Origin of the sequence: Marinobacter xiaoshiensis (assembly GCF_031631795.1) — a bacterium.
In the GTDB taxonomy this organism is placed as follows: domain Bacteria; phylum Pseudomonadota; class Gammaproteobacteria; order Pseudomonadales; family Oleiphilaceae; genus Marinobacter; species Marinobacter xiaoshiensis.
This window is the reverse complement of record NZ_JAVMBO010000007.1, coordinates 687,389-711,015: the sequence shown is the minus strand read 5'-3', so window position 1 is coordinate 711,015 and position 23,627 is coordinate 687,389. Positions and strand designations below refer to the sequence as shown.

At 54.5% G+C, this 23,627-nt stretch carries 17 protein-coding genes and 1 pseudogene; 6 read left to right on the top strand and 12 right to left on the bottom strand.

Annotation, left to right across the window (positions count from 1 at the left end):
- Positions 1–21 precede the first annotated feature (21 nt).
- Positions 22–1,824 (bottom strand): aspartate--tRNA ligase, encoded by a 1,803-nt coding sequence (gene aspS / locus RKA07_RS06980; RefSeq protein WP_310965948.1) that lies wholly within the window; start codon positions 1,822–1,824, stop codon positions 22–24.
- Between the two features lie 197 nt (positions 1,825–2,021).
- Between aspS and fabR the strand changes: the two genes are divergently transcribed.
- Positions 2,022–2,645: an HTH-type transcriptional repressor FabR gene (fabR, locus tag RKA07_RS06975; protein ID WP_200200905.1), complete on the top strand. Its 624-nt coding sequence runs from the start codon at positions 2,022–2,024 to the stop codon at positions 2,643–2,645.
- A gap of 23 nt (positions 2,646–2,668) precedes the next feature.
- Here fabR and RKA07_RS06970 read toward each other — a convergent pair whose 3' ends face one another.
- The 7 genes from RKA07_RS06970 to RKA07_RS06940 form a co-directional block, all read right to left on the bottom strand.
- Positions 2,669–3,100, bottom strand: coding sequence for an HIT domain-containing protein (locus RKA07_RS06970; protein WP_310965947.1), 432 nt, complete (start codon positions 3,098–3,100; stop codon positions 2,669–2,671).
- A gap of 22 nt (positions 3,101–3,122) precedes the next feature.
- Positions 3,123–4,466 carry a UDP-glucose dehydrogenase family protein gene (locus RKA07_RS06965; protein ID WP_200200907.1) on the bottom strand — a complete coding sequence of 448 codons (1,344 nt, stop codon included), beginning with the start codon at positions 4,464–4,466 and terminating at the stop codon, positions 3,123–3,125.
- Between the two features lie 34 nt (positions 4,467–4,500).
- Positions 4,501–5,499: a UDP-glucose 4-epimerase GalE gene (gene galE, locus RKA07_RS06960; RefSeq protein ID WP_200200908.1), complete on the bottom strand. Its 999-nt coding sequence runs from the start codon at positions 5,497–5,499 to the stop codon at positions 4,501–4,503.
- A 6-nt stretch (positions 5,500–5,505) separates the two neighbouring features.
- Positions 5,506–6,009: a tRNA adenosine(34) deaminase TadA gene (gene tadA / locus RKA07_RS06955; protein WP_200200909.1), complete on the bottom strand. Its 504-nt coding sequence runs from the start codon at positions 6,007–6,009 to the stop codon at positions 5,506–5,508.
- A 124-nt stretch (positions 6,010–6,133) separates the two neighbouring features.
- Entirely contained in the window at positions 6,134–6,745 is a 612-nt protein-coding gene (locus RKA07_RS06950; protein WP_200200910.1) for a TetR/AcrR family transcriptional regulator, read from the bottom strand.
- A gap of 25 nt (positions 6,746–6,770) precedes the next feature.
- Entirely contained in the window at positions 6,771–9,872 is a 3,102-nt protein-coding gene (locus tag RKA07_RS06945; protein ID WP_310965946.1) for an efflux RND transporter permease subunit, read from the bottom strand.
- Complete coding sequence (locus RKA07_RS06940; protein ID WP_200200912.1) at positions 9,869–11,236, bottom strand: efflux RND transporter periplasmic adaptor subunit; 1,368 nt, start codon at positions 11,234–11,236, stop codon at positions 9,869–9,871. The genes RKA07_RS06945 and RKA07_RS06940 overlap by 4 nt, the downstream gene beginning before the upstream one ends.
- Before the next feature lie 180 nt (positions 11,237–11,416).
- On the opposite strand from RKA07_RS06940, the gene RKA07_RS06935 reads away from it, so the two are divergent.
- On the top strand, positions 11,417–12,448 hold the full coding sequence (locus RKA07_RS06935; RefSeq protein WP_310965945.1) for a zinc-dependent alcohol dehydrogenase family protein: 1,032 nt from the start codon (positions 11,417–11,419) through the stop codon (positions 12,446–12,448).
- Between the two features lie 111 nt (positions 12,449–12,559).
- Here the strand turns inward: RKA07_RS06935 and RKA07_RS06930 are convergent, their stop codons facing one another.
- The 3 genes from RKA07_RS06930 to guaB form a co-directional block, all read right to left on the bottom strand.
- Positions 12,560–14,140: a phospholipase D family protein gene (locus RKA07_RS06930; protein ID WP_227715067.1), complete on the bottom strand. Its 1,581-nt coding sequence runs from the start codon at positions 14,138–14,140 to the stop codon at positions 12,560–12,562.
- A gap of 44 nt (positions 14,141–14,184) precedes the next feature.
- Positions 14,185–15,762, bottom strand: a complete 1,578-nt coding sequence (guaA, locus tag RKA07_RS06925; protein ID WP_200200914.1) for a glutamine-hydrolyzing GMP synthase — start codon at positions 15,760–15,762, stop codon at positions 14,185–14,187.
- Positions 15,763–15,824: 62 nt separating this feature from the next.
- Positions 15,825–17,288 carry an IMP dehydrogenase gene (gene guaB / locus RKA07_RS06920; protein WP_200200915.1) on the bottom strand — a complete coding sequence of 488 codons (1,464 nt, stop codon included), beginning with the start codon at positions 17,286–17,288 and terminating at the stop codon, positions 15,825–15,827.
- 223 nt (positions 17,289–17,511) lie between these two features.
- Between guaB and xseA the strand changes: the two genes are divergently transcribed.
- The 3 genes and pseudogenes from xseA (at position 17,512) to RKA07_RS06905 (ending at position 21,162) form a co-directional block, all read left to right on the top strand.
- Positions 17,512–18,867 carry an exodeoxyribonuclease VII large subunit gene (gene xseA / locus RKA07_RS06915; RefSeq protein WP_310965942.1) on the top strand — a complete coding sequence of 452 codons (1,356 nt, stop codon included), beginning with the start codon at positions 17,512–17,514 and terminating at the stop codon, positions 18,865–18,867.
- A gap of 107 nt (positions 18,868–18,974) precedes the next feature.
- Positions 18,975–20,852: pseudogene (locus RKA07_RS06910) on the top strand (acetate--CoA ligase); the annotation flags it as partial.
- Positions 20,853–20,952: 100 nt separating this feature from the next.
- Positions 20,953–21,162: a cold-shock protein gene (locus RKA07_RS06905; RefSeq protein ID WP_200200918.1), complete on the top strand. Its 210-nt coding sequence runs from the start codon at positions 20,953–20,955 to the stop codon at positions 21,160–21,162.
- An 84-nt stretch (positions 21,163–21,246) separates the two neighbouring features.
- Here RKA07_RS06905 and leuA read toward each other — a convergent pair whose 3' ends face one another.
- Positions 21,247–22,953 (bottom strand): 2-isopropylmalate synthase, encoded by a 1,707-nt coding sequence (leuA, locus tag RKA07_RS06900; RefSeq protein WP_310965941.1) that lies wholly within the window; start codon positions 22,951–22,953, stop codon positions 21,247–21,249.
- A gap of 146 nt (positions 22,954–23,099) precedes the next feature.
- Between leuA and RKA07_RS06895 the strand changes: the two genes are divergently transcribed.
- Positions 23,100–23,597, top strand: coding sequence for an Lrp/AsnC family transcriptional regulator (locus tag RKA07_RS06895; RefSeq protein WP_200369417.1), 498 nt, complete (start codon positions 23,100–23,102; stop codon positions 23,595–23,597).
- Positions 23,598–23,627 lie beyond the last annotated feature (30 nt).

Sequence of the window (23,627 nt, the reverse complement as noted above, 5' to 3'; positions counted from 1 at the left end):
GCCCTGTTATTGCCTTAAATTTTACTCTTCGCCAGAGATTGGCACATTGCCTTCAACGGGCTTTACTGGCTTGCGTAGGCGAATATGAAGCTCACGCAGTTGTTTTTCATCTACTTCGCCCGGTGCCTGAGTCATCAGACAGGTTGCGCTCTGGGTTTTCGGGAAGGCGATCACGTCCCGAATGGAGCTGGAACCGGTCATAAGCATGATCAAGCGATCAAGGCCGAACGCCAAACCACCATGTGGCGGGCAACCGTACTTGAGTGCATCGAGCAGGAATCCGAACTTGGCGCGAGACTCTTCTTCACCAATGCCCAGAATGCGGAAGACTTCTTTCTGCATTGTGTCACTGTGAATACGAATAGAGCCACCACCCAACTCGGTTCCGTTAAGAACCATGTCGTAGGCACGTGACAAGGCAGTTTCGGGATTTTCAGCCAACTCTTCCGGGCTACAGCTTGGTGCCGTGAACGGGTGGTGAATAGCAGTCAGGCCGCCATCCGGCAGAACTTCAAACATCGGGAAGTCCACCACCCACATAGGTGCCCACTCGCAGGTCAGCATCTTCAGGTCGTGGCCAACCCGAATACGCAGCGCGCCAAGCGCTTCGTTTACAACGGTGGTCTTATCGGCACCGAAGAATACGATATCACCGTCTTCTGCGCCGGTGCGTTCGATAACAGCCATGGCAACATCATCGCCCAGGAACTTGACGATAGGCGACTGCAAACCTTCCACGCCTTTGGCCAGCTCGTTCACTTTGATGTAAGCCAGGCCTTTTGCACCGTAAATACCAACAAACTTGGTGTATTCGTCGATCTGCTTACGGCTCAACTCGCCGCCCTTGGGCACGCGCAGAGCGGCAACACGACCTTTTGGATCATTAGCAGGGCCGGCGAATACCTTGAAATCAACACCGGCCACGAGATCGCCTATATCCTGAAGCTCCAGCGGTATACGCAGGTCCGGCTTGTCGCTACCGAAACGATCCATGGCTTCTGCGTATGGCATACGCGGGAATGCAGGCAGATCAACACCCATAACATCTTTAAACAAAGCGCGAATCATGCCCTCGTTCAGGCTCATCAAATCTTCTTCGTTGATGAAGGATGCTTCGATATCGACCTGGGTAAATTCAGGCTGGCGGTCAGCACGCAAATCTTCATCACGGAAACACTTGGCAATCTGGTAATAGCGATCCACACCCGACACCATCAGCATCTGCTTGAACAGCTGGGGCGATTGAGGAAGCGCAAAGAATGACCCTTCGTGGGTACGGCTGGGCACCAGATAGTCGCGGGCGCCTTCCGGCGTGGCACGGGTCAGGATGGGGGTCTCCACATCCATAAAGCCGTTGCTGTCGAGGTAGTTACGGATATAGCTGGTTACCCGTGAGCGAAAACGCAAGCGGTTCAGCATTTCCGGACGGCGCAAATCCACGAAGCGGTAGCGCAAACGCACGTCTTCTCCGACATCCACATGCTCATCCAGCGGGAACGGAGGCGTTGCCGCGGCATTCAGGATGGTGACCTCTTTACCAAGCATTTCAACCTGGCCCGTGGGCATGTTGCTGTTTTCAGTGCCTGCAGGGCGACGACGCACCAGGCCTTTGATCTTCACCACGTACTCGCTGCGCACTTTCTCGGCAAGGGCGAAACTTTCGGGTGTATCCGGGTCTATAACCACCTGGGAAATACCATCCCGGTCGCGCAGATCCAGGAAGATAACCCCACCATGGTCACGGCGGCGGTGTACCCATCCGCAAAGTGTAACTTCCTGATCTATGTGAGATTCGTTGATCCCACCGCAATAATGACTGCGCATACCGGTTCCCGTAGTGTCTGGTGTCTGAGAATAAAGTTTAAAAGCCGCCTATTATAAACATAATGGCGGCGAAAATCAGGCCTGTTTAGCCTCCGAACAAAAACTGCAAACACCCGGATGCAGACTTTCTTCAAAGGTTCCCTCCCGGTTAACAGACCGCTAGACTACAGCATTCATGAGTTATTGGAGCCCCAACCTTGTCAACCAGAGCCGAGCAGAAACTCCTCACCCGGCGCTCCCTTATGGATGCGGCCCTTGCCCAATTGAGCCCGGACCGTGGATTCGGAAGCCTCAGCCTTCGGGAAGTAGCGCGAGAGGCTGGCATTGCGCCGACATCTTTCTATCGCCATTTTGTCGACCTGGACGAACTGGGGCTGGTATTGGTAGACGAAGGCGGAGTGGCTTTGCGGCAGTTGATGCGCCAGGCCCGCAAGCGGATCGCCCGGGATGGCAGTGCCATTTCAACCTCTGTAGAAACGTTCATGGAGTATCTTGGCAAAAACGCCAACCTTTTCCGGCTGATGCTCCGGGAGCGCACGGGCGGTTCCAAACCCTTTCGGACGGCTATCAAAGCCGAAATTGATCATTTCGTAACAGAACTGGCCGACGACCTACGGCGATTTGCGGAAGAACAGAACAAACCCCTGTCTGATGCACGAATGGTTGCTGAAGCTATGGTAACACTGGTATTCAACCAGGGAGCAGACGCGCTGGATGCTACGCCGAAAGAGCGGGAGGAATTAAAAGTCAAACTGAAGACCGAGCTCAGGATGATTTTGATCGGCTCACAAATGATGGCCCGGCACGCATCTATACGATAAAGGCCGCCAGCAAACAAATATGCTCAGCTGGCGCCGATTTCAGACAACACAGCTGCAAAGGCGCGCCTGACTTCCGCCAGCTCGCACTCTTCGTAAGGTACCGGAGGCTGCTTACCCCACACAGGCCCCGGCCAGGCAGGATCACCCTCAAAACGGACGATGTGATGTAAATGTAACTGGGGAACCATATTCCCGAGGGCGGCCACGTTCATCTTGTCACCACCGAAGGCTAGCATCATCCCACGACTGAGGGCTGAGGATTCGCGCATCAACTGATGCTGCTGCTCTGCGCTTAACTCGTAGATCTCGCGAATGCCGACCAGCGCCGGCACCAGCAAAACCCAGGGCCAGGTTCTATCGTTCATCAGCCGGATTTCGCATAGGCTGGTACGACCCAGACTGACGGTATCGGCAGCCAACCGCTCGTGAAGATGAAATTCCTGATCCTGAGTCATCACCGGGCTCCTGCCTGACGGATTACTTCGACTGGAATTGATTGCGTCCGCGACCGATGGCGTAGTAAACCAATCCGTGGCGATCCAGTATTTCCGGCTCGTAAAGATTTCGACCATCAAATATAACAGGCTCGCGCAGTGTTGATTTGATGGCATCGAAATCCGGAGAACGAAACTCTTTCCATTCCGTACAAATCGCCAGCACGTCTGCACCGCGAAGTGTCTGCTCTTTTGTACCGCAAAGCGTTAAACCTTCGTGATCACCGTAGATGCGTTGGGTTTCTTCCATGGACTCAGGATCAAACGCCTGAACAGTAGCACCGGCCTTCCAGAGATCTTCCATCAACGTGCGTGCCGAAGCTTCGCGCATGTCGTCGGTATTTGGCTTGAAAGCCAATCCCCAAATTGCCACGACTTTACCCTTCAAGTCGCCATCGAAATAATGGCTGATCTTGTCAAACAGTACATGTTTCTGAGCGTAGTTCACTGCTTCTACAGCATTGAGCAAACGGGCATCGTACCCGGAGTTTGCAGCGGTCCGGGCCAGCGCCTGAACATCTTTGGGGAAACACGAGCCACCGTAACCACAACCAGGATAGATGAAGTGGTAGCCGATTCGGGGGTCTGAACCTATGCCACGACGGACCGCTTCAATGTCGGCGCCCAAGCGCTCAGCCAGGTTCGCAATCTCGTTCATGAAGCTGATCTTGGTTGCCAGCATGGAGTTGGCTGCGTACTTGGTCAGTTCTGCCGAACGGATATCCATGAAAATCATACGATCATGGCTGCGGTTGAATGGGTAATACACTTCCCGCAGCAGGTCTGCAGCCCTTTCGCTGTCTGTACCTATGACGATGCGGTCCGGCTTCATAAAATCGTTGATCGCCGCGCCTTCCTTGAGGAACTCCGGGTTGGAAACCACATCAAACTCAAGCTCAAGACCACGGCTTTCAAGCTGGGCACGAACGGCAGCAGCCACCTTATCGCCTGTACCAACCGGTACTGTGGATTTGTCCACAATAACCTTGTAATCGTCCATGTACTGGCCGATAGACTTGGCGACGGCCGTTACATACTGCATATCTGCAGAGCCATCTTCATCCGGTGGTGTACCGACTGCGATGAACTGAAGCGTGCCGTGCTTAACGGCTTCCTGAACATCCGTTGTGAACGCCAGGCGCCCGGCCTCCACAGTATGTTTTACGATGTTATCCAGCCCAGGCTCAAAAATAGGTATCTGGCCATTCTTCAGCTTGTCGATCTTGGCCTGATCAACGTCCATGCAAAGTACTTCATGGCCAACATCTGCCAGACACGCTCCGGTAACAAGCCCGACATATCCGGTACCAAAAATCGTTATTTTCATCCGTTAAATCCCGATATTTTAATTTAAAAACAGTTTAGTGCTGGCCAACCGCATCTTTTTTCTTTTGCCAGATCGCTTCCCAGGCCAGCGCAGTACCAACAATCGTTTCCAGATTATCGTAGACAGGCTGCCAACCAAGGGTCTTTTTAATCAGTGCATTATCCGCCATCAGTGCTCCGGGGTCACCGGCTCTGCGGCCCGTTTCAGTTACCGGGAAATCCACACCGGACAGTTTACGGACCACATCAATCACTTCGCGAACGGTAAACCCACGGCCATAGCCGCAGTTCATAACTTTAGACTCGCCACCACCGGCCATATAATCCAGCGCCATTACATGGGCACTGGCGAGATCTTCCACGTGAATATAATCGCGCACGCAGGTGCCATCGCTGGTGTCATAATCTGTGCCGAAGATGCTCATGCCGTCTCGCTGCCCGGTTGCGCATTCGCAGGCCACTTTGATCAGGTGAGTCGCTTCCGGCGTTGCCTGACCCAGTAGGCCATCCGGATTGGCACCAGCCACATTGAAGTAGCGCAGCACAACATAGTTAAGGCCAGAAGCGGCTGCCAGATCCATGATCATCCGCTCGCTCATCATCTTGGATGCGCCATAGGGGTTGATGGGGGCAAGGGGCAAATCTTCCGTGAGAACGGTCTGCTCCGGCATTCCGTAAACTGCGGCGGTTGAGGAAAATACCATGTACGGCACTTTATACTTATCAACAGCCTTCAGCAGGTTCAGAGTATTGCGAGTGTTATTGCTGTAATACTTGAGCGGGTTGGTTACAGACTCGGGTACAACGATGTTCGCAGCGAAGTGCAGTACTGCTTCAAATTGGTGGCTGGCAAACACCTGGTCAATCTCGTCTTCGTTAGCCAGGTCACCCACAACCAGCTCACCGGCAGTGACTGCCCAGCGGTAACCTGTTGAGAGATTATCAAAAACGACAATATCATGACCGGCCTTGGCCAGTTGGCGAACCACATGGCTGCCAATATACCCGGCACCGCCGGTTACTAATACTTTCATGCAGAACTACTCCTTCCCTGAATTCTGTTTGCGCCGCTGCCGGATTTCGGCCCGTCTACGGCTGAAAAAGTCGCTGATTATCTGGCTGCACTCATTCTGCAAGATGCCACCCGTGGTTTCCACTTGCCAGTTCAGCTGAGGTTCATCCAGTGTGCGCCGGGCGGATTCAACCGCGCCAGCCTTGGGCTCAAGAGCACCATAAACAAGACGACTGATGCGGCTGTGCACTATGGCGCCAACGCACATAGTGCAGGGTTCCAGGGTGACATAAAGCGTTGCCCCAGTAAGACGATAATTCCCTTCCCGAGCTGCAGCATCGCGTAATGCGCAGATCTCTGCGTGAGCAGTGGGGTCGCAGCCGGTAATTGGCACATTGAAGCCGGTGCCCAGCTCTTTTCCATCACGGACAACAACCGCACCAACGGGCACCTCGCCCACGGAAGCCCCGCGGGCTGCCAAAGTAAGCGCACGGGCCATCCAGTACTCGTCAGTGTTGTGTATATCCGGCATAAACGCGGCTCTGCTGATAGCGCCCTGTACAAATATGATACTGGCCAGGCCAGAAAGCGCCACGAAAATACCATTATACGGTTTTTTTACCAAGCGATCCGCATATGCATCCCCTGCTTTCGCCCTATTCGACGTTTGCAATACCGCGCCGGTATATGGAGAACACGCCGGGCGCGTCTCTTCGCATTTGTTCCATCTCACCGGAGATCAGCGATTGCATGATCAACCCCTGAATAGTGCCAATAAACAGGATGGCGGCTGCATGGTTATCCAGGTTTTGTGGTAACTCTCCGCTCTCCTTCGCCAGTTCAATAAGTCGGTGCAAGCGCTCCGCATACTGCTTGAGCAACTCATGCGCCAAGCGCTTTGCCGGTGTCGATTTGGCCCCCTGAAGCTCGCCAAATAGCATCCGTGGTGCACCGGGGTGCGCTGAAACAAAATTGATATGAGCCAGAAACATGGCCCGCATTGCCTCAAGAGGTGAGTCAATGCCCTCTGCAGCTTTCTCAATGCGCGACATCAGGCGCTCAGCGACCCACTGCATAACCGACGCCCAGATAGCCTCTTTGTTCGGAAAGTGCCTGAACAACGCTCCCTGTGTCAGCTTCATGTGTTTGGCGATAGCTGCCGTTGTTATGTCGCCAGGGTTTGTCGTTGCAGCAAGGTCGATAACAGCCTCAACTGTAACGTTTCTGCGCTCGTCGGCTGGAAGGTTCTTCTGTCTGGTTTTTTGCATCACACTCTCTGAAAATCGCTAACAATTATTCCGGTTTAGCAGGCTCTTTACTTGTCCAGCCCCAGTCATCGAACAGCACGTACACTGCAGGAATCATCACCAGCACCAGCACGGTAGTGGCCAGCAAACCGAAGACCACGGAAATCACCAGAGGTTTTATTGCCGCTGACTGAACGCTGGTTTCGGCCAACAAGGGTAATAGACCTGCAATGGTGGTGATAGACGTAATCAGAATTGCCCGAAGCCTGTCGCGACTGGCCTGCCCTGCGGCAACAATTGCACTCATGCCCTTGCTACGGTGTTCCTTGATGAACTGGACCAGCAGGATGGAATCGTTAACGACTATGCCGGCTAACGAGGCGGCCCCAATCATTGACGGCATTGAAATATACCAACCCAGCAGCACATGCCCCCACAAGGCGCCCACAAAAGCCAACGGGATGGCCAGCATCACGATAAGCGGCTCGGCGTAACTGCGGAACTGAAATGACAGTATAACGAACACACCCAGCAGCCCGATCAGCAATCCCCTCGCGATGGAACCGCCGGTTTCTGCGGAACGGGCAACCTGCCCCTCAAAGCTGATATCAACATTCGGGTGGCGCTGCTTGAACTCCGTCAGCCATTGACCGCTCATATCATTAACAACCGCTTGGGCACTGGCTTCGCGGGCGTCCACATTGGCCTGAACTGTCACGGTACGTTGGCCACCCACCCGTGTGATCATGGCCCAGTCGCGCTGGTCGTGTATTTTCGCCACAACTTCCAGCGGCATCTGACGACCATCGGGCATTAAAATGGTCTGATCGGCAAGGTCTTCGAGGCTGGATCTGTCTTCTTCCCCTTGGCGTACCAATATGTCCACATCGCGCCTGCCAATGCGCTGGGTATCTACAATTTCCCCAAGAAAGGCCGCACGCAACTGCGAAGCGACCATCTCGGCAGTCAGCCCTGATGCCAGTGCGCCGTCTGTCAGGGTGAATGTTCGCTGAGGTTTGCCGGGGCGCAGATCGTCGATGATGTTATAGACAGCCTCATAGCCGGTCAGATGCTCACTCACATCCAGCGACGCCGCTTTGAGATCTGCCAGATCCGCGCCTTTCAGGCGAACCTCAATGGGTATTCCCGCCGGGCCAAAGCCAGGCTCCTGAATGATCAGGCTGGACAGCCCCGGGATATCACCTATCTGCTTGCGCCATGCGACGGTCAGCTCATTCAGGTCCATGGTTCGGCGTTCGGCGCTCAATAGATCAACCATGACCGTTGCAACATGAGCGCCCGCCTCCCGGGCGCTGGGGTTGTAATTGAAGCGAACCTGAATGGCATCAACCAGCGGAGCCTCATCTGGCTGTTCCGGGGTATAGACATCATTGAGGTGCCACATGGCATCTGCTATCCGGGTTGCAGCAAGTTCTGTACGGGCCAGCGGTGTTCCCTGGGGTAAGAGAATCCGGGCTTCCAGAGTATCGCCGTCGAGATCTGGCATGGCTTCGGTGCTGACATGGCCGCCAGCCATGAAGCCCGCCGTACCCAACAATACGAGCAACACACCACCCAGCACTGCATAACGCCAGCTAACCGCTTTGTCTGCGAGCCTGCCAACGCGCTCCTGAAACACAGCAAAGTGTCGCTCAAACGCTGTCCGGAAACGGGACTGAGTGCTGGCTTGCAAGGGTAAAATACTGCCCCTGAGATGATGAGGAAGAACCCAAAGCGCTTCTATAAGGCTGGCAAACAAGGCGGCAATCAATACCACCGGCAATACTTTAAGTACCGCGCCCAATTCGCCCACAAGAAACGCCAAAGGCGCAAATACCCACACGGTTGTCAGGAAGGACGACACAACGCCCGGCAGCACCTGTCGAGTGCCTTCAACCACGGCATCCAGTGGTGAGGCTCCCGCTTTCGCTTGCATTGCGATGTTATCGGCAATCACAACGGCATCGTCCATCACGATACCAATCGCCATCAGCAGAGCCACCAGCGTAATCATGTTCAACGACAAGCCACTCAGGCTCATCACAAAGAAGGCGCCCATAAAGGCAACGGGGAGACCCAGCACCGCCCACAGAGCCAGGCGTGGGCGAAAGAACATCCCCATCACAACAATCAGCAAGGCAAGCCCCGCGATACCGTTGCTGACCAACATCTCCAAGCGCTCACGCACGATGCTGGTCATGTTCTGGGTTAGCGTTAGTTGCAATGGCCCGTCGATACGCTGGTGCTCTGTGTCTATCAGGGTTGTCAGCTCTTCAAGCACATTTAGCGAGTCATCCCGGAGTGTCTTGCTGACTTCCAGTACGATCGCGCGCTGGTTATTGAAATAGATCTGCGCCTCGGGCCGTTCGCCGGTTTCCCGCAGTGTTGCGATCTCCCCCAGGGTGAGCTCGCCACCGCCACTGCCTGAAACCACCACCAGATCTGCAAGCTCCTGCACGCTGCGCCGCTGGTCTGTAAAGCGCAGCAATATGTCGCGGTCCGGAGTTTCCAGGGTGCCCAGCGGCACATCGATGCTCTGTTGCCTGAGGCGCTGCCCCAAATCGCTGGCCGATAACCCATATTGAGCCAGCACGGCCCGTGGCACCTCAACCTGCCACTGCCGCTGGGAAAGCCCCTGCAGAGTTACCTGAGCCACACCAGGCAGCGTCATGATGCGCTCTTCAAGTTGCAGTGCGTAGTCTTCGAGCTGATTAGTTGCCATGTCGCCATAAACAGCAACGGCGGCTACCAGATCACTGCGATGAAGCTCCCGAACTACCGGCCTTTCAGCTCTCGCTGGCAGATCCGTAAGCGCATTAACTTCAGTGTCGATATCGCTGAGAAAGCGGATAGAGTCCCCAGCCGCTTCCATAGTGACTGTTGCACGGGCAAGATTATCCTGCGCCACACACTCAATTTCATCGAGAAAATCCACGCCTTTGACGGCATCGTACAAGCGACGACAGACCGCATCTTCAACGTCTGCCGCGCTGGCGCCGCGATAGACAACATCGATACTGACTTCAACCGGGCGATAATCAGGAAAGGTTTCGCGCTTGAGCGTTGGCGCTGCAAACAAACCTGCCGCCAACATCAGCAATAGCAGCAAGTTAGCCGCTGTCGGATGGCCAGCAAACCAGCGGATCATTGTGCTATACCCAGTGCACGTCGCTGCAGGTGTTTCTCAAGGTCCTCATTGCGATGGGGCTCAACCTTCATGCCTGTAATCGCAGGCACAGGGTCGTCTGTGATCAGCAGCTCTCCGGCCGCCAACCCACTTTCAATCACCGCCAGACCATTCTGCTCAAAGGCCACCTCAACCGGGCGCCGCTGCAGAAGGTTGTCCTCACCCAGAATGTACACCTCACCCTGGTGCAGCGCAGAGGAAGGCACCGCCAGCATGGACGTTGGGCTATCGGCTGCAAAATTGACCTGAACGTGCATATCACGCTGCAGTGCGGGGCGCTCGGGTAATTGCACAAGGCTGTATGGCTGGTCCACGGTGACCACGACTCGCCCGCTACGCGTGCCGGGGTCCAGACCACTGGCTACCCTGCTGACAGTTGCGGGCCAGCGCACGGCAGGAAAACCTGTCAACTGCACCTCGCTCTGGATGGCCAAAAACTCGAACTTCTCGGTGATATCCAGTGCAGGTTCCTGGGAATTATCGGGCTTTGATACCGCGGACATGAGCCTGCGCAACATAGTGAGTGGCACCTGCGCTTCTATTTCAGCCTGCTCAATCCCGTCAGCAAGAAACAGCGGTTGCCCGAGGCCCGCGTATTGATGCTCTTCTACCTCAACGGCACGAACACGCAAATCGTAGGGGGCAATAAAGCGGGTATCTTGAAGATCCTGCTGCCCCTGCTCCATGCGTGTATTTGCGCGCTGTATCTGGGCATCAAGATACTGCTGCCGCGACGGCAACAGCGAAAGCTGGTTATCCAAAGACTGCACAAGTTGGCGCTGTGAAAGCGTTGCGCGCAACTGTTCATCAAGGCGTGATCGGGACACGGCACCTGTTTTAAGAAGTCGCTCAATACGGCTGAGCTCGCCTTCAGACAAGGCCAGCCGCTCGCGTTCCAGCTGTATCAGGTGGCGGGTATTTTGCGCTTCAGCCGCAAGCTTGGCTTGCTCTGCCGCCAGGGATGCCAACTCGGCTTCCGTCTCTGCTATTGCTAACTGGTAGCGACCTGGATCCAGCGCCAAAAGTAATGTGCCTGCCGGCAGTAATGTACCGCTATTCAGCTCCGGATGACGATGCACAACACGCCCGGCGACATTGGCCACAGCCTGCCAGGTTTGTACCGGGCGAGTAATACCAAAGCCCCGCGCCGTCAGCTTGAACGGCATTGGCTGCACCTCAATAACGGTCAGGTGCAGAGGCTGGGAGCTGGTCTCATTGTGAGCCGGCCCCTCGCGCAAGAAAACCAGAAGCGCAATCAGAAGAACGCCCCCAATCAGGCCAACCAGAGCCAACGCCTTTCTGTTACCAAACTGCCGCAGCGCCATTTTATCTTCTCTTCATTAAATTACTCGATATAAAAGATAGTAATCAGTCACTATCTTTTATACAACCCACGCATCGGCTCGGATTTTGATGTGGATCAAGCGCCCTTCATGCCGCCCGTGCAAGGTTGAAGCAGCAGTACTTGGTATTGGCAGTTTTGAACCTCCAAAGGAGAAAGTGTCATGAAAGCACTGGTATTTCACGGGCCCGGCAAGCGCAGCTGGGAAGATAAACCGAAGCCAATGATTGAAAACCCCACGGATGCGGTGGTTCGCATCACCCACACAACCATCTGCGGCACAGACCTTCACATACTGAAAGGCGACGTGCCTGCAGTAACGCCCGGCCGCATTCTTGGGCACGAGGGGTTGGGCGTTGTTGAGCAGGTAGGTGAAGGGGTAAGCAACATCAAGGTTGGAGACGAAGTGCTGATCTCCTGCGTCACTTCCTGTGGCCGATGTGACTACTGCAAACGTGGTATCTATGCCCATTGCCGCGATGGAGGCTGGATTCTCGGCCACCTGATCGACGGAACCCAGGCCGAATACGTGCGCATACCACATGCGGATAACAGCCTTTACCTGCTGCCCGATGATATGGACCGCGCTGCAGCCGTCATGCTCAGCGACATCCTTCCCACAGGCCACGAGATTGGCGCGCTGAACGGCGAGGTAAAACTCGGTGACACGGTGGCTATCGTCGGCGCCGGCCCTATAGGACTGGCTGCTCTGATGACATCGCGCTTCTATTCTCCAGCGCGGATCATTATGGTCGATCCGGACGAGAACCGTCTGGCCATGGCCAAGATGCTAGGTGCCACTGACACCATTGCCCGGGACCCCATTGAGGCCATCAAAAAACTGACAAATGGTGAGGGCGTAGACGTAGCCATGGAAGCGGTCGGTATCCCCGAAACCTTCGATATCTGTCAGAGCATTGTGCGCGCGGGCGGCCATGTGGCCAACATAGGTGTACATGGCAAGAGTGTCGAGTTCAAGCTGCAGGATTTGTGGATCAAGAACATCACTCTGCGCACTGGCCTGGTGAATACAGACACCATCCCGGTTCTGATGAAAGTGGTGGAGAGCGGCGGCGTGAAGCCGGAGGATCTTGTCACTCATCGCTTCATACTCAACGACATCGAAAAGGCCTACGATATCTTTGCAGAAGCGGCGAAGGAGAAGGCGATCAAGATGTTGCTGACGGCTGAGTGATCGCATAATAAGCAATAAACACAGTGCACTGAAACCCACCTCACGAGACGTGAGCCATGGGTTTCAGTGGCGTGTTCTGCATCTGGAGTGTGGGCAAGCCATTAGTCGAGGCTACAAATATTTCTCTATCGGCAACAGCCTGAACAGGCCGGACTTGAAGCGCCGCCAAAATCCTGTGGTCGGTTCGTGAGTCCAGGATTGCTCCTCGCCCGCCGACCAAAGCAATTGCCCATCCGCCTCCCGGGTTACCTGCCAGCTGTTCTCCGGCGCCATTGCGGCTTCAATATCGTGCGCAAGCTGCGCTGCCAACCGGGGGCTGTGGATTACTAACGCGGTTTCAGAATTCAGATAGATCGAACGAAGATTGATATTGAGCGAACCGATGTATACGATTTTACGATCGAATACTGCGGATTTGGCGTGCAAACCCACCATTCCTTCAGTGCAGAAATCCGGCAGCTTTATCCAGCTCGAACAGGCGGCTGCATCCGGCCGCAGTTCATACAGTTCCAGCCCATTATCGAGCATCGCGCCGCGACGGCGTGCGTAGCCCGCATGGTTCGTGGTGAGGTCGTTAGAGGCCAGGGAGTTGGTCAGGGCCAGGACACGAACACCGCGCTCCCTGATCTGTTCCAGTATATCGAGCTGCTCATCACCCAGAATGAGATACGCGGATTCAACCAGGATTTCCTCATCGGTCTGCTCAACGAGTTGGTGCAGTGTCTGGGCAGCGCGTTGAGGCTCGTCCGTATCCGTTTCACCATTTACCACCGGCGAATCGAACACCAGTTCCGCTTCCGCCCAAGTTACGTCCGAAAACACTTGCGCCATATACTCAAGCGCTTGAGTTGCATCTTGCGGCGGCACCCGGGTGAGCCCGGTGGTACCGGAAGCGCTTGCACGCAGCTGATCCAATTGTGAGCTCAAGCCCAGCTCCTGCTCAGCATCAGGCTCCAATTGGCGAATGGGGTAGCTTGACGCGCTGTTCCAGAACGCATCGAAATTTGCGGAAAGGTCAGCAACAATCGGCCCTGCAATCAGAACGTCCCGGTCGCGAAAATTCATCTGTGGGTGTAGATCGAAGTACTCATCCCCGATATTACGACCGCCCATGATGCCCAAGGCGCCGTCGACCACGAAGGTCTTGTTGTGCATGCGCTGATTGAGACGCTGAAAGTCGGTTATGAAGCTCAGCCATTTACCAATGCCCGAGCGAACCGCAAAGGGATTGTAAATGGAAATCTCGATATTGGGGTGATGGTCCAGCGCGGCGAGCATGGTGTCGCGACCGTCCAGGTTCACATCATCGAGCAACAGCCGCACACGCACACCGCGGTCAGCAGCTACCAAAAGACGTTGTGCCAGATAAGACCCTGACACGTCTGTGTTCCAGATGTAGTACTGGGCATCAATACTTTGTTCGGCGGTTTCTATCAGCGCAGCTCGCTGTAGAAAAGCCTGGCGACCAGTACCCTGAATGAAAAACCCGGAATAACCTGATCGGTCCTGCAGGTGGGGCTGAATCTGACGGCCCAAGCGCGTTTCACTTGGGCGATCAAACGCATATGACGGCAACAGTGCATTTTGAGGGGGCAGCTGGGCGCACCCCTGCACAAACAGGATAACGAGCAGAATACAAATACGTCTGGCACGCAGCGCGTGCCTTGAAACGGTCGCCACCCTGTCAGGCAAACCCTCTACTCCGGTTTATGCATTTGCCCTTGCGAACTCCAGACTCATTCCCACTCAATCGTAGCCGGCGGTTTGGAAGACACGTCGTAAGTCACCCGTGATATACCGCTGATCTCATTGATAATGCGGTTAGACACGGTTTCCAGAAGTTCGTATGGCAGATGCGCCCAACGAGCTGTCATGAAGTCGACGGTCTCAACGGCGCGCAGTGCAATCACCCACTCATAGCGACGGGCATCGCCCACAACACCCACAGATTTCACCGGAAGGAATACGGCAAACGCCTGACTGGTTTTGTGGTAAAAGTCTGCGCGGTGCAGCTCTTCAAGGAAGATGGCATCGGCGCGGCGAAGAATTTCAGCGTATTCCTTTTTCACTTCACCCAGTATGCGCACGCCCAAACCTGGCCCCGGGAAGGGGTGGCGATACACCATGTCGTAAGGCAGACCCAGTTCAAGGCCAATGCGGCGTACTTCGTCTTTAAACAGTTCGCGCAGGGGCTCTACCAGCTTCAGCTTCATGGTTTCCGGCAGTCCACCCACGTTGTGGTGGGACTTGATCACATGAGCTTTGCCGGTTTTGGATGCGGCTGACTCGATTACGTCCGGGTAGATGGTGCCCTGGGCTAACCAATTTACGTCCTTGATACGGGCGGCTTCTTCATCGAACACATCAATAAAGGTGTTACCAATAACCTTGCGCTTCTGCTCCGGGTCGCTAACACCTTTGAGGTTGGCAAGGAAGAGATCTTCCGCATCGGCCCGGATGACTTTCACGCCCATGCTGTTGCCGAACATATCCATTACCTGATCACCTTCGTTCAGGCGAAGCAGGCCGTTATCAACGAATACGCAGGTAAGCTGGTCGCCAATCGCCTTGTGCAACAGCGCCGCTGTGACCGAGGAGTCCACACCGCCAGACAAGCCCAGCAGAACTTTGTCAGTACCCACCTGTTCGCGAATCTTGGCGACAGCATCATCAACGATCTTGGCGGGGGTCCACAAAGCTTCACAGCCACAAATGGACAGTACAAAGTGCTCGAGAATGCGCTTGCCTTGCAGGGTGTGGGTCACTTCCGGGTGGAATTGCAGCCCGTAAAGGTTGCGAGACACGTCTTGCATGGCCGCAATAGGCGCACTTTCTGTTGAGGCCAGCAGCTCAAAGCCCTCTGGCATAGCGACAACCTTGTCACCATGGCTCATCCACACGTCGAGCAGGGAATCGCCCGTTGACGTAAGGTGATCAGTAATATCTTGTAGCAGCGGGCCCTTGGCGCGCACTTTTACCTGGGCATAGCCAAACTCACGCTTTTCAGAACTTGCAACCCGGCCACCTAGCTGCTCGGCCATGGTTTGCATGCCATAACAGATACCCAATACCGGAATGCCACGTTCAAACAGCCCGTCCGGGGCGCGCGGGCAATCCAGCTCTGTAACCGATTCAGGACCACCAGCCAGCAAAATGCCTTTCGGGTTGAACTCTTTGAGTTCTTCATCTGTGATATCGAACGCGCGAACTTCGCAGTAAACACCTATTTCGCGCACACGGCGTGCAATCAGCTGAGTGTACTGAGAACCAAAATCCAGAATCAGGATACGGTGGTCGTGAATGTTATTGGCCATAGAGTCCTCGAAAAAAATAAGCTGTGCGGCTCAAATCCGAGCCGCACTCAGGCAGTCTGTTCTCAGCTAACGCGGTAGTTTGGCGCTTCTTTGGTGATGGTTACATCGTGCACGTGGCTTTCACGCATACCAGCACCGGTAATGCGAACAAACTTGGGTTTGGTGCGCATTTCAGGCATGTTCGCGCTACCTGTATAACCCATGGATGCACGCAGGCCGCCAATCAACTGATGGATGATATTGCGCATGGGGCCTTTGCAGGCAACACGGCCTTCAATACCTTCCGGCACAAGTTTTTCAATACCTTTGCTGGCATCCTGGAAGTAACGGTCGCTTGACCCCTGCCCCATAGCGCCCAACGACCCCATACCACGGTAGGCTTTGTAACTTCGGCCTTGATAGAGTTCGATTTCGCCAGGCGCCTCATCGGTTCCCGCCAGCAAGCTGCCAATCATCACGCAGTGGGCACCCGCAACAATCGCTTTGGAGATATCGCCGGAGAAGCGCACACCACCGTCTGCAATAATTGGGATATCACGGTCTTTCAGTGCTTCAGCAACGCTGGAAACGGCAGAAATCTGCGGCACACCTACGCCAGCCACAATCCGGGTAGTACAAATGGAGCCCGGGCCTATGCCCACTTTAACAGCATCCACTCCCGCGTCAGCCAATGCGATAGCCGCTTCTCCGGTAGCAATGTTGCCGCCAATCACCTGAAGATCCGGATAGTGCTTTTTAACCCAGCGAACGCGATCGATGACACCCTTTGAGTGACCATGAGCTGTGTCTACAACAATCACATCCACGCCGGCATCGGCCAGTGCAATAATGCGTGCTTCAGTGTCGCCGCCGGTGCCAACGGCAGCACCCACACGCAAACGCCCCTGACTGTCTTTGCACGCCATCGGGTAGTCTTTCGACTTTTGAATATCTTTAGCGGTAATCAGGCCGCGAAGCTGGAAATCCGCATTAACCACCAACACTTTTTCAATGCGATGGCGATGCAGCAGTTCTTTGACTTCGTCGAGGCTTGCACCTTCCTGCACGGTCACCAGTTTGTCTTTCGGTGTCATAATCTGGTGTACAGGTGTATCCATACTGCTTTCAAAACGAATGTCGCGGCCAGTCACTATGCCAACCAGTTCGGTGCCATCAACCACAGGCAAACCGGAAATGTTGTTGGCCATGGTGATTTCCACCAGCTCACGCACGGTGTTTTTCGGGCTAACAGTAATCGGGTCCTTTACCACGCCACTTTCGAACTTTTTCACTCGGCGCACTTCCGCAGCCTGATAGTCCGGGCTCATGTTTTTGTGCATGATGCCTATGCCACCCTCCTGGGCCATGGCAATTGCCAGCTCTGCATCGGTTACCGTATCCATGGCCGCAGACACCAGCGGAATGTTCAGCGTGATCGTCCGGGTAAGTTTGGTACGCAGGTCCACCTGGTGTGGTAGAACCTCGGAGTAACCGGGCACCAACAGAACATCATCAAATGTGAGAGCTTCTTCGACAATTCGCAGCATTGGGATCGGCCTTTTGAACGTGCTAAATTTAAACCTTCCGGGGAGCACCCATGACTAAAAAGGGTGCAGCCGCAAAGTAAAATGCGTAATCGGCCTATTATAAAGAGGTGTCGCAGGTCAGTAAACTGCACAATTTCCTGTCACTTACCGCATGCGTTTGAAATTCCAGCAATTTACACTCAAATTTTTCGGCTATTGCGTATAAGCCGGTTAGGAGTTTTTGGTGAAAAACGTGTTTCCGGACACTCGGCCCAGGGCCCTCTCCGTCAGTGAGTTGAACCATCAGGCCAGACACCTGCTGGAATCCAGCTTCATGCAGGTGTGGGTTGAGGGTGAACTGTCAGGCTTTTCCCGGCCGTCTTCCGGGCATTGGTATTTTTCCCTGAAGGACCAGAAATGCCAGGTTCGCTGCGCCATGTTCCGGGGGCTGAACCAGCGTATTCGTCCGCTACCAAAGGAAGGCGACCAGGTTCGCATTCGCGGCAAGGTAACCCTGTACGAAAACCGGGGCGACTTTCAGATAATTGTTGAACACATGGAGCCCGCCGGCCTTGGCGCACTGCAACAGGCATTTGAAGAGTTAAAACGCAAGCTGCAGTCAGAAGGCTTGTTCGAGGTGGGCCGTAAAAAGCCGATCCCGACCTTGCCGACCCACATTGGTGTTGTCACCTCCCCTACCGGTGCCGCCATACACGATATCCTCACCGTTCTGGCAAGGCGTTGCCCTGCGATACCAGTGACCCTTTACCCCACAACCGTTCAGGGCAAGCCGGCTACAGCGGAAATTGTTCGAGCGATAGAGATAGCCCAAGCTCACGGTGTGGCCGATGTTCTGGTTATTGGGCGCGGTGGTGGCTCTTTGGAAGACCTCTGGTGTTTCAACGAAGAAGCCGTTGCACGAGCCATTGCAGCCTGCGCCATACCCACCGTAAGCGCCGTTGGCCATGAAACAGACGTTACCATTGCAGATTTTGTGGCAGATTTGAGGGCACCGACACCGTCGGCCGCTGCCGAAAAAATCTCCCCCGACCAAAACGACATGCTCCGGCAGGTGAATGATTGCGAGTTCCGGCTAGCCAACGCTACCAGACGAGCCCTTCAGCGTCTGAATACAAAACTGGAGCATCTCTCTGCGCGTTTGCGCGACCCAAGGCGTGAGCTGCTGGAGAAGGCCCAGAGGCTGGACGACCTGGAGATGCGCCTTGGTAAAGCCATAGCGCAACGCATGGATCGCTCCCAGGTGCGAAGCACGCATCTGACCCAACGGCTTGCCATGCAATCTCCCCGCAAACAACTTGCCAACAGCCGCGAAGCGCTTGATCGCTCTTGCTTGCAACTGGGCAAAGCCATGGAGCGAATTCTGGCAAAGCTTCAGGACAGACTGGAACACACCGCAGGCACGCTCAACGTTGTAAGCCCATTAGCCACGCTGGGGCGTGGGTATGCCATCGTTCGCGATGATCAGGGCCGCATCATCCGCAACGCAGCAGACCTTGCAGCTGGCGATCAAATCTCCACACGGGTTGCAAACGGTACAATTACAGCCGAGGTAACATCCGTGAGCCAAGGAAACGACTAACCCCGAAACCCTTTCGACTAATCCGATGGTCTACTGGTTCACTGCTTCAAAGCGCCTAAAGTTGGACAACTGACAACAAAAATTCCAGCAGGTACTACGAGGCAGATTGTATGAACTACAACTCAGAGTTCCGGAGATCGATTGATAAACCGGAAGAGTTCTGGCGTGAAAAGGCAGGCGATATTGACTGGATACAGTCGCCTGAAGCCATCTGGCAAGCTACCGATAATGGACATGGCCAGTGGTTTCCTGACGCGACTCTTAATACGTCTGACGTAGCCCTGGATGCCAACGTTCGAGCTGGCCGGGGCGACCAAAAAGCGCTCATCTACGACTCACCGGTTACAGGCACCAAGTGCAGCTATACCTATACAGAGCTGACGAACGAAGTCGCACGTTTTGCCGGCGCCCTCGCCGCTCAAGGCGTAGCAAGGGGCGATGTGATCATCATCTATATGCCGATGATTCCGGAAGCCGCCATTGCAATGCTCGCCTGCGCGCGGATCGGTGCAATCCACTCAGTAGTGTTTGGTGGGTTTGCAGCCCACGAACTCGCAGTCAGAATCGATGACGCGCAACCCAAAGCGGTGATCACGGCATCCTGCGGCATAGAAGTTGCCAAGGTTATCGAGTACAAGCCTCTGGTGGACAAGGCCATTGGGCAGGCATCACACAAGCCCGATTTCTGTGTGGTCTATCAGCGCCCGCAAGTAAAAGCTCAAATGCAGGATGGCCGCGACCACGACTGGAGCAACCTGATGGCCACTGCTGAACCCGTTGAACCGGTTCCAGTGAAGGCGACCGATCCGCTCTACGTACTATACACCTCGGGCACCACCGGCAAACCCAAAGGCGTGGTAAGAGACAACGGTGGTCATGCGGTGGCTCTGAAATACAGCATGAAGCTGGTTTATGACGCCAACCCGGGTGACGTATTCTGGGCCGCCTCAGATGTAGGCTGGGTAGTAGGTCACAGCTATATTGTGTACGCCCCCTTGTTTGCTGGCTGCACGACCATTCTCTATGAAGGCAAACCGGTAAGGACCCCTGATGCCGGGGCATTCTGGCGCGTTGTTCAGGAGCACAATGTAAACCTGCTGTTTACCGCTCCCACTGCTTTCCGAGCTGTCCGCAAGGAAGACCCGGAAGCCGATCAGCTTTCACGCTATAACATAAGCTCTCTCAGACGCATTTTCCTGGCGGGTGAGCGCCTGGACCCGCCCACGTACGACTGGCTAAGAGAGCATACGCAACTCCCCATCCTGGACCACTGGTGGCAAACGGAAACTGGCTGGGCTATTTGCTGCAACCCGGTAGGCATTGAAACCATGCCTACCAAACCGGGCTCGGCGACATTTCCGTCACCTGGCTATAACGTACAGGTTGTTGACTCGCGTGGTAGCCAGGTACCTGCAGGTGAGCAAGGCCAGATTGCCGTCAAACTTCCACTTCCTCCAGGGTGTCTGGTAACGGTTTGGGGTGATGACAAGCGTTTCCAGGACAGCTACCTCAACCTCATACCTGGCTTTTACAGCTCCGGTGATGGCGGTTACGTTGATGACGATGACTATGTCTTTGTTATGGGCCGTACAGACGATGTAATTAACGTTGCCGGCCACCGTCTCTCTACGGGTGAAATGGAAGAAGTGGTTGCCTCTCACCCGGCGATTGCAGAATGCTGCGTGGTTGGAGCACACGATGACATGAAAGGCCAGATTCCTCTTGGCCTGGTGCTCATCAAGGACGGCGCAACCATTGACCACGACGAGCTGGAAGAAGAGCTTGTTGAGATGGTAAGGGAGAAAATCGGAGCAATTGCCTGTTTCCGCAGGGCACTCGTGGTAGATCGTTTGCCCAAGACCCGCTCCGGAAAGATACTGCGACGGGTTATCCGCCAGATCGCTGACGGAGAAGAATATGCGGTTCCTAGCACCATTGATGACCCGGCAATTCTGGAGGAAATCAGCGAACAACTCCGCCGCTGAGATTGATGTTGACGACCTTCAAAGTCGGTCTATACTCAATTTGCTGTGGAAAATCTTCAGTGCCCCGTGGGGGGAAATCTCAGAGATACAGGAAAGTTCAATGTCAGATACAGTAACAGGCACGGTAAAGTGGTTTAACGAAGCCAAAGGTTTCGGCTTTATAGCTCAGGATGGTGGAAGTGACGTTTTCGTGCACTACAGCGCCATTACCTCAAGCGGCTTCCGCACACTGACAGAAGGTCAGCAGGTGCAGTTCACCGTAACACAGGGGCCTAAAGGCCCTCAGGCGGAAAACGTAACACCTGTTTAAGGCGTTATTTTTCCTCCCTCTGCCCCTCACGGGCATGAGACCCAACACTAAGCCGGCACTTGTGCCGGCTTAGTGTTTTATTGGTTACGCGCTTACAGCGCCCGCTGTAATCTTCTCCGACTTACCTTGCATTGATTCAATATCTCCAGCCGTTTGGGCAACAGCTGAAAACAGTGCTTGTAGCGTTGCAGACGTTGTATCTTCAGCCAAAGCAGCTGCGCTGCAATGCTTGCCTCCAGCTGTCAGGCGTATGCAGGCAAGCGCGTTGGCACGGGTACCCTCTCCCAATGCAAACTCATCGTAGGCCTCCACCGCTATAGCCAATCCAAAACGCTTATCAAGTGCGGCAGAAACTGCCTCTACTGCCCCAAGCCCTTGCCCCTCGAGGCGCACCGGCGCTGACTCGCTACCAAAGGTTACTTCAGCGTGCACGCCGTGTTCGTCTCTGCGCAGATCATAACCACGCAGCGCCCAGGCATCGTGAACCTTCAGGTAGCGTTGCTCAAACAGGTTGTGGATGGCCATTGAATCAATTTCACCGCCATTGGTTTCTGCAGCTTTCTGAACTACCTTACTGAACTCGATTTGCAACCAGCGTGGCAAGCTGATGTTGTAATCTCGTTCAAGCACATAAGCCACTCCGCCTTTGCCTGACTGGCTGTTGATACGTACAACTTCTTCGTACCGGCGACCCAGATCAAACGGATCAATAGGCAGGTAGGCCACATTCCACGGATCACCCTCTTTTCTCAGAGCCAGGCACTTGCGGATGGCATCCTGATGGCTACCGGAGAAGGCTGTGAACACCAACTCACCTGCATACGGATGGCGCGGATGGGTGGAGATTTCGGTACAAGCTTCTACAACCTCGGTAATTTCCGCCATACCCGACAAGTCCAGCATCGGGTCGATGCCCTGGGAGTAAAGGTTCATGGCCATGGTCACCAGGTCCATATTGCCTGTGCGCTCACCGTTACCCATCAGTGTGCCTTCTACGCGATCTGCACCGGCCATCACTGCCAACTCGGCCGCAGCTACGCCACAACCCCGGTCGTTGTGAGTGTGAACACTGATACTGATGTGTTCCCGGTGGCGAATGTTGTCGCACACCCATTCAATCTGATCCGCAAACACGTTTGGCGTAGACATTTCCACAGTTGCAGGCAAGTTGATGATAACCGGCTGCCCTTGATCCGGTCGCCATACTGCGGATACCGCATCAATAACATCAACGGCAAAATCCAGTTCTGTGCCGGTGAAACTCTCAGGAGAATACTGGAATGTCCACTCGGTATCCGGGTTCTGGGCAGCCAGGTCTTTAACCACTTGCGCGCCGTTTACTGCTATATCACGAATGCCCGCACGATCCAGCCCGAACACCTGCTCCCGCTGCACCGTTGAGGTAGAATTATATACGTGAACAATGGCGCGCTTTGCACCTTTAAGCGCCTCGTAAGTGCGCTCAATCAACTCAGGGCGGGCCTGGGTCAGCACCTGGATTTTCACATCTTCAGGAATCCGATTTTCTTCAATCAGTTTGCGGCAAAAATCAAAATCCGGCTGGCTGGCTGCCGGAAAGCCGATTTCGATCTCCTTGAACCCAAGCTTTACCAGCAAGTCGAACAAGCGCTGCTTCTGGGCAACATTCATGGGCTTGACCAGTGCCTGGTTGCCATCGCGAAGATCCACCGCGCACCACACAGGTGCTTTTTCGATAACCTTGTCTGGCCAGCGACGGTCGGGTTTAGCGACCGGGCGGAAGGCTACATATTTGCGATGATCAAAAGCCATGTTTGTTGTACTCCGTAGCAGTTCAGATGTATTCCAGTAAGGACACCAGTTTAACGCTTTGCCAGCGCCATGGGATTGCGAACTTACGCCAGAAAGCGTAGTTTATTAGCCATATATTCTACAAGTAAGCGAGATTCGGCAATTCTATGCTTAAGAACAAAGAAACCCTCATACAAATCGACAAAATTGACCGGCGTATTCTGGAACAGATACAAAAAGATGCGTCCTTAACCAACCAGCAGCTCGCCGAAAAAGTGGGGCTATCTCCGTCACCCTGCCTCAGACGGGTGCGCGCCCTTGAAGAAGCCGGCATTATTGTGCGCACGGTTACCGTGCTTGATCACAAAAAGCTTGGCCTTTCGCTGACTGCAATCATTCTCATCGGGATGGACAGACACACCCCCGAGCGCTTTGCCGCATTTGAAGAGCAGGTAAGCGAATTCCCGGAAATTCTCGAATGCTATCTGGTGACAGGTCACGATGCCGATTATATGTTGAAGGTGGTGGTGCCAGACATGGATCACTACCACCACTTTCTGCTTAACCGCATTACCCGGATTCCGGGGGTAAGCGGTGTTCACTCGAGCTTTGTCTTGAAGCGAGTGCTAGACAGCACCGCCCTGCCCCTGGGCTATTTATCCTGATACCACATTCGCTATCTGTACCTTGTGCGG

Coding starts and splice junctions, on each gene's coding strand:
- aspS (WP_310965948.1), bottom strand. CDS start 1,824: ATGCGCAGTCATTATTGCGGTGGGATCAACGAATCTCACATAGATCAG.
- RKA07_RS06970 (WP_310965947.1), bottom strand. CDS start 3,100: ATGACTCAGGATCAGGAATTTCATCTTCACGAGCGGTTGGCTGCCGAT.
- RKA07_RS06965 (WP_200200907.1), bottom strand. CDS start 4,466: ATGAAAATAACGATTTTTGGTACCGGATATGTCGGGCTTGTTACCGGA.
- galE (WP_200200908.1), bottom strand. CDS start 5,499: ATGAAAGTATTAGTAACCGGCGGTGCCGGGTATATTGGCAGCCATGTG.
- tadA (WP_200200909.1), bottom strand. CDS start 6,009: ATGCCGGATATACACAACACTGACGAGTACTGGATGGCCCGTGCGCTT.
- RKA07_RS06950 (WP_200200910.1), bottom strand. CDS start 6,745: ATGCAAAAAACCAGACAGAAGAACCTTCCAGCCGACGAGCGCAGAAAC.
- RKA07_RS06945 (WP_310965946.1), bottom strand. CDS start 9,872: ATGATCCGCTGGTTTGCTGGCCATCCGACAGCGGCTAACTTGCTGCTA.
- RKA07_RS06940 (WP_200200912.1), bottom strand. CDS start 11,236: ATGGCGCTGCGGCAGTTTGGTAACAGAAAGGCGTTGGCTCTGGTTGGC.
- RKA07_RS06935 (WP_310965945.1), top strand. CDS start 11,417: ATGAAAGCACTGGTATTTCACGGGCCCGGCAAGCGCAGCTGGGAAGAT.
- guaA (WP_200200914.1), bottom strand. CDS start 15,762: ATGGCCAATAACATTCACGACCACCGTATCCTGATTCTGGATTTTGGT.
- guaB (WP_200200915.1), bottom strand. CDS start 17,288: ATGCTGCGAATTGTCGAAGAAGCTCTCACATTTGATGATGTTCTGTTG.
- RKA07_RS06905 (WP_200200918.1), top strand. CDS start 20,953: ATGTCAGATACAGTAACAGGCACGGTAAAGTGGTTTAACGAAGCCAAA.
- leuA (WP_310965941.1), bottom strand. CDS start 22,953: ATGGCTTTTGATCATCGCAAATATGTAGCCTTCCGCCCGGTCGCTAAA.
- RKA07_RS06895 (WP_200369417.1), top strand. CDS start 23,100: ATGCTTAAGAACAAAGAAACCCTCATACAAATCGACAAAATTGACCGG.